This is a genomic window from Amycolatopsis sp. SID8362 (genome assembly GCF_010550475.1).
Taxonomy (GTDB): Bacteria; Actinomycetota; Actinomycetes; order Mycobacteriales; family Pseudonocardiaceae; genus Amycolatopsis; species Amycolatopsis eburnea.
Genome location: NZ_JAAGNB010000008.1, coordinates 1 through 5,949, shown reverse-complemented (window position 1 = coordinate 5,949; position 5,949 = coordinate 1). Strand labels below are relative to the sequence as shown.

5 protein-coding genes are annotated in these 5,949 nt (G+C 71.6%); 4 read left to right on the top strand and 1 reads right to left on the bottom strand.

What is annotated here, in order from left to right:
- A partial coding sequence (locus G3I65_RS00860; protein ID WP_160693824.1) for an ATP-binding protein occupies positions 1-254 on the bottom strand: 254 nt, incomplete at its 3' end.
- A 568-nt stretch (positions 255-822) separates the two neighbouring features.
- Here G3I65_RS00860 and G3I65_RS00855 point away from each other — a divergent pair.
- From G3I65_RS00855 to G3I65_RS00840, 4 genes are all read left to right on the top strand, one after another.
- Positions 823-1,683 (top strand): 3-hydroxybutyryl-CoA dehydrogenase, encoded by an 861-nt coding sequence (locus tag G3I65_RS00855; protein WP_160693822.1) that lies wholly within the window; start codon positions 823-825, stop codon positions 1,681-1,683.
- 15 nt (positions 1,684-1,698) lie between these two features.
- Positions 1,699-2,907: an aminotransferase class I/II-fold pyridoxal phosphate-dependent enzyme gene (locus tag G3I65_RS00850; RefSeq protein ID WP_160693820.1), complete on the top strand. Its 1,209-nt coding sequence runs from the start codon at positions 1,699-1,701 to the stop codon at positions 2,905-2,907.
- Complete coding sequence (locus tag G3I65_RS00845; RefSeq protein ID WP_160693818.1) at positions 2,904-4,508, top strand: carboxyl transferase domain-containing protein; 1,605 nt, start codon at positions 2,904-2,906, stop codon at positions 4,506-4,508. Before G3I65_RS00850 ends, G3I65_RS00845 begins: the two co-directional genes overlap by 4 nt.
- 7 nt (positions 4,509-4,515) lie before the next feature.
- A partial coding sequence (locus G3I65_RS00840) for an acetyl/propionyl/methylcrotonyl-CoA carboxylase subunit alpha (protein ID WP_160693816.1) occupies positions 4,516-5,949 on the top strand: 1,434 nt, incomplete at its 3' end.

Below are 5,949 nucleotides of genomic sequence, written 5' to 3'. Positions count from 1 at the left end.
AGCGACAGCAGTGCCTCGGCCAGCGGCCGGAACGGCACGACCGGGCCGACCGCGCTGCCTTGCCCGCGCAGTACCCGGGCGCCGCGGCCCGCCGCCCGGTTCGCCGCTTCACGGGCGAGGCGGGACTTGCCGATCCCGCTCTCCCCGGTGAGGAAGACAGCGCCGCCGCGCCAGGCCAGCGCGTCGTCGAACGCGCCGGCGAGCGCCCGCAGCTCCTCGTCCCGGCCGACCAGCTCGGGCGAGCGGATCAGCATGCCGGGAAATGAGCAAGATCATCGGAATAATCGCATTCGCCCATCGAATTTCTTCCCCCAGTTCTCGGGACCCCCTTGACGGAGATACACGAGAACCTCGGCAGCGCCAAGCCGGACCGGATGCTGGAATTCACGGCCGGGGTTCTGATAAGGGGATGGGGCGGGTTCCCCCAGGTTTCCGATTCGCGCCGGAGGAAGGGCCGGATCGCGAATCGGCCGTTCGGGGGTTGACACGAGAGTGTCGCGTCCGAAGATCGTGACCCCAGCCGCACCGGTGGTCCAGGCCACTGCCCGGAGCGCGCGATCTGTCCTGCTCGGAGGGTTTTCCGCGGGCCGGAGCGCGCAGGCGGGGAAAAGTTGGGGGACCGGCCCCCATGGCGCCGCGGGGCCCGTCATGGGCAGACTGGCGAACGCCACGGCTGGGGTGAAGTGAACCGGGGCATGGGGTGTCACGACGAAATCCGGCGCGCCCTTTCGTGAGAACGATCGGGTAGCTCGTTCCGGAACAGGACAAATTCCTTCACGTCGTACCGCGAATGGCCGCGGCGCGGCAGAATGCGGGGAACAAGTGGGTGCACACGAAATCACCAAGGTCGGCGTGGTCGGCTCGGGCACGATGGGCGCGGGCATCGCCGAGCTCTGCGCCACCCGGGGCCTCGACGTCCGGCTGGCGGTGTCGCGGGAGGCGTCGCTGACGTCGGCCCCGGCGCGGATCGCGGCGGCACTCGACCGCCGCGTCGGGAAGGGGAAGCTGACCGCCGCCGAGCGCGACGCCGCGCTGGCGCGGATCACCGTCGGCACGGACCTGGCCGAACTGGGCGACCGCGACCTGGTGGTCGAAGCGATCCCCGAAGACGAGCAGCTCAAGCTCGGGCTCTTCGCCACGCTCGACAAGATCGCCGGCGACGGGACGATCCTGGCCAGCACGACGTCGGCGATCGCGATCACCCGGCTCGCCGCCGCGACGACGCGCCCCGAGCGCGTTCTCGGCCTGCACTTCTTCAACCCCGTCACGGCGTTGCGGCTCGTCGAGATCGTCCCGGCGCTGGCGACGGCCGCCGCCGTGACCGAGCGAGTGACGGCCTTCGCGGAACACACCCTGGACCGGCGGCCGGTGACCGTCGCCGACCAGAGCGGGTTCGTCGTCAACGCCCTGCTGATCCCGTACCTCCTGGCCGCGATCCGCATGGTCGACACCGGGTACTGCCCGGCCGACCAGGTCGACCTGGCCATGGAGCTGGGCTGCGCGCACCCGATGGGCCCGCTGCGACTGGCCGACCTGATCGGTCTCGACGTCGTCGCCGCGATCGCGAAAGCGCTGCACGAAGAGTTCAAACAGCCCTTGTACGCGGCACCGCCGTCACTTTCCCGGCTGGTCGAAGCCGGCCACCTCGGCCGCAAGACCGGCCGCGGCTTCCACACCTACTGAGCTCGAGGAGAACCCGTGCACTCGTTCCTGAACATCAAGAAGTCCGCCCGGATCAGCGACGACTTCTGGGACGTCACCGACAAGGCAGGCCTGTTCGACGTCGTCGTCGCCGGGCTCGGCGACGGCCGCCACCGCGCGCTGGCGGACGGCCACGAGTTCGTCAACATGTCCTCCTACTCCTACCTGGGCCTCGACACGCACCCGAAGCTGGTGCGCGCCGCCGCCGACGCCGTGCTCGCCGAAGGGGCGCTCAACACCTCGACGTCCCGGATGCGCGTCCGCTTCGGGGCGCTGAAGGACGCCGAAGCCGCGCTGTCGGAGCTGTTCGACGTCGAGGCGGTGACGCTGAACTCGTGCGCCGCCGCCGCGTGGGCGGCGCTCCCGCTGGTCGCGTCCGGGATCTTCACCGAAGGCGAGCCGCCGCTGATGGTGTTCGACAAGAACGCGCACTTCTGCCTCAACGCGATGAAGCCGAGCGTCGCCGACGAAACCGAAGTCGCCGTGGTGCCGCACAACGACGTCGAGGCACTGGAGGCGTTGTGCAAGCAGCACAAGCGGGTCGCCTACGTCGCCGACGGCGTCTACAGCACCGGCGGCCAGGCCCCGGTGAAGGAACTCCTGGCCCTGCAGGAGAAGTACGGCCTGTTCCTGGTCTTCGACGAGGCACACGGCATCTCGACGGTCGGGCACCGTGGCCGCGGCGTGGTGCTGGAGGAGCTGGGCCAGATCAACGACCGGACGATCATCATCACGTCGCTGAACAAGGGGTTCGGCGCGTCCGGCGGCGCGATCTTCCTCGGCAAGCGCGGCTCCCAGTGGCGGCTGGACACCGCGCAGCGCAACGGCGGCCCGCTGATGTGGTCGCAGCGGATCAACACCGCGGGCCTCGGCGGCCTGCTCGCCTCCGCGGAGCTGCACCGCACCGACGAGCTGACCACGTTGCAGCAGCGGCTGCAGGACAACATCGCGCTCTTCGACCGCCTGGTGGAGACCGGTGAACGCGGTGACGGCCTGCCGATCCGGTTCGTGCGGGTCGGCTCGGAGGACGCGACCGTCCGGCTCGCGCAGGACCTGTTCCGCAACGGCTTCTACGTCTCGCCGATCTTCTTCCCGATCATCGGCCGCGGCAAGGCGGGCTTGCGGATCATGCTGCGCGCCAGCATGACCACCGCCGAGATCGAGCAGTTCGCCGGCCTGGTCACCACCTTGGGCGCGCGGGCATGACCACGTTGCTGTCGCGCGTCGACGTCGGATCGGACACGTTCCGCCGCAACACCGAAGCCTTCGACGCCAACCGCGGCGTCATCGCCGCGGCCCGGGCCGCCGCGATCGCCGGGGGCACCGACCAGGCCCACCGCAAGCACGCGGCCCGCGGCAAGCTGACCGCACGCCGGCGGATCGCGCGGCTGCTGGACCCCGGCACACCGCTGCTGGAGATCGGCCAGCTCGCAGCGCACGACGTCTACGACGAGCCCGTGCCTTCGGCCGCGCTGGTCGTGGGGCTGGGGATCGTCGCCGGACGGCCGTTCGTGATCTTCGCCAACGACGCCACGGTCAAGGGCGGGACGTACTTCCCGCTCGGCGTCCGCAAGCACCTGCGCGGCCAGAAGATCGCGCGGGAGAACGGCCTGGGCTGTATCTACCTGGTCGACTCCGGTGGGGTCTTCCTGCCGCTGCAGGAGGACCTGTTCCCCGACGAGGACCACCTCGGCCGGATCTTCCGCAACATCGCCGAGATGTCCGCCGAGGGGCTGCCGCAGCTGGCGGCGGTGCTGGGCTCGTGCACCGCGGGCGGCGCGTACATCCCGGCGATGTGCGACGAGACGGTGATGGTCCGCGGCACGGGCACCGTGTTCCTCGGTGGCCCGCAGCTGGTGCGCGCGGCGACCGGCGAGGTCGTGGACGCGGAAACGCTCGGCGGGGCGGACCTGCACACCCGCGTCACCGGCGTCGCGGACCACCTCGCCGAGAACGACGACCACGCGCTCGAGATCCTGCGCGACCTCGCCGCGCGGAGCCCGGGGCCGCCGCTGGCGCCGCCGTCCCGCCCGCCGCGCCCGCCGAAGTACGACCCGGCCGAGCTGGCCGGCGTCGTCAGCGCCGGGCTGAAGGAGCACATCCCGGCGCGCGAGGTGCTCGCGCGGCTGCTCGACGACAGCGAGTTCACCGAGTACCGCGCCCGCTTCGGCCCGACGATCGTCTGCGGGACCGGGCACGTCGGCGGCTACCCGGTCGGCGTGCTGATCAACGACGGCGTCCTGTTCTCCGAGAGCGCGCAGAAGGCCGCGAACTTCATCGAGGTGTGCGCGCAGCGGGACATCCCGCTGCTGTTCCTGCACAACATCAACGGGTTCATGGTCGGCGCCGAGTACGAGGCAGGCGGGATCACCAAGCACGGCGCCAAGCTCGTCAACGCCGTTTCGTGCGCGAAGGTGCCGAAGTTCAGCCTGGTCGTCGGCGGCAGCTACGGCGCGGGCAACTTCGCGATGTGCGGGCGGTCGATGGGCTCGCGGCTGATGGCGATGTGGCCGAGCGCGCGGTCCACGGTCGTCGGCGCGGAGCAGACGGCCAAGGTCATGACGCAGATCCGCGCCGACAGGCTGGCCGAGCAGGGGCGCGAGCTCACGGCCGAGGAGGAGGCGGCGATCCGCGAGCCGATCCTCGCCTCCTACGAGCGGCAGGCACAGCCGTTGTACTACGCGGCCCGCCTGTGGGTCGACGCCGTCGTCGACCCGGTCGAAACGCGGGACTGGCTGACGTTGTGCCTGGCCATGGCCGCCGACTCGCCGAAGCGGGAGACCCGCTTCGGGGTCTTCAGGATGTGAGGGGACGATGCCGAAACGTGTGCTGATCGCCAACCGCGGGGAGATCGCCCGCCGGATCGCGCGCACCTGCCGCCGGCTGGGCGTCGACCACGTGGCCGTGTATTCGGAAGCCGATGCCGGCGCGGACCACCTGGCCGGCGCGGTCGAGACCGTCCACATCGGACCGCCGGCGGCACGGGAGAGCTACCTCGACCTGGATGCGGTCATCGACGCCGCCCTGCGGACCGACTGCGACGCCGTACACCCCGGATACGGGTTCCTGTCGGAGAACCCGGAGTTCGCCGCCCGCGTAACCGAGGCCGGTCTCGTCTACATCGGACCGGCTGCCGCGACGATCGAAGCGATGGGGGACAAGGCCCGCGCGAGGGCGCTGATGGCCGCGGCCGGCGTCCCGGTCCTCCCGGGATCGGAGCACGCGACCGAGTCGGCGGACGTCCTGCTCGCCGACGCCCGCCGGATCGGGTACCCGGTGATCCTCAAGCCGGTCGCCGGGGGCGGCGGCAAGGGCATGCGCGTCGTGCGCACCGAGGCCGAGCTGCCCGAGGCCGTCGAGGAGGCGGTGCGGCTGGGGCGCGCCGGCTTCGGCGACGGCCGGCTGCTGGCCGAGCGGTACGTCGCCGCGCCGCGGCACATCGAGGTCCAGGTCTTCGGCGACCACCACGGGAACGTCGTCCACCTCTTCGAGCGCGAGTGCTCGCTGCAGCGGCGGCACCAGAAGATCGTCGAAGAAGCACCGGCGCCGCACCTGCCGCCGACGACCCGCCACGCCTTGCTGGACGCGGCGGTGCGCGGCGCGACCGCGCTCGGCTACGTGGGCGCGGGCACGTTCGAATTCATCCTCGACGGCGACGGCCGGTTCTTCTTCCTCGAGGTCAACACCCGCCTGCAGGTCGAACACCCGGTCACCGAGGAGATCACCGGGCTCGACCTCGTCGAATGGCAGCTGCGCGTCGCCGACGGCGAGCCGCTCCCGCTGCCGCAGTGGCGGATCGGGGCCACCGGGCACGCCATCGAGTGCCGCGTCTACGCCGAAGACCCCGGACACGGGTTCCGGCCCGCGCCCGGGCACGCCGAAGTGGTCCGGTGGCCGGCGGACGTCCGCGTCGAGGCCGCGTTCGACGAGTCCGGCGCGGTGCCGGGGTTCTACGACCCGATGGTCGCGAAGCTGATCGCTGCGGGACCGGATCGCGGCGCCGCGCTCGCCCGCCTTCGCGCGGCGATCGACGAGACCACGCTCATCGGGTTGACCACGAACCTCGGCTTCCTCGCCGAACTGCTGGACGAACCGCGGGTCGTCGAGGGACGGGTGGACACCCACCTCGTCGACGCCTTCACCGCCCGACCGGAGCCGCACTTCCGGGACGCGCAGGCACTCGCGTGCGCGGCGGCCATGGCGGTGCCGGCCGCCGCGGCCTCGCCGTGGACCGGCACGCTCGGCGCG

Coding starts and splice junctions, on each gene's coding strand:
- G3I65_RS00845 (WP_160693818.1), top strand. CDS start 2,904: ATGACCACGTTGCTGTCGCGCGTCGACGTCGGATCGGACACGTTCCGC.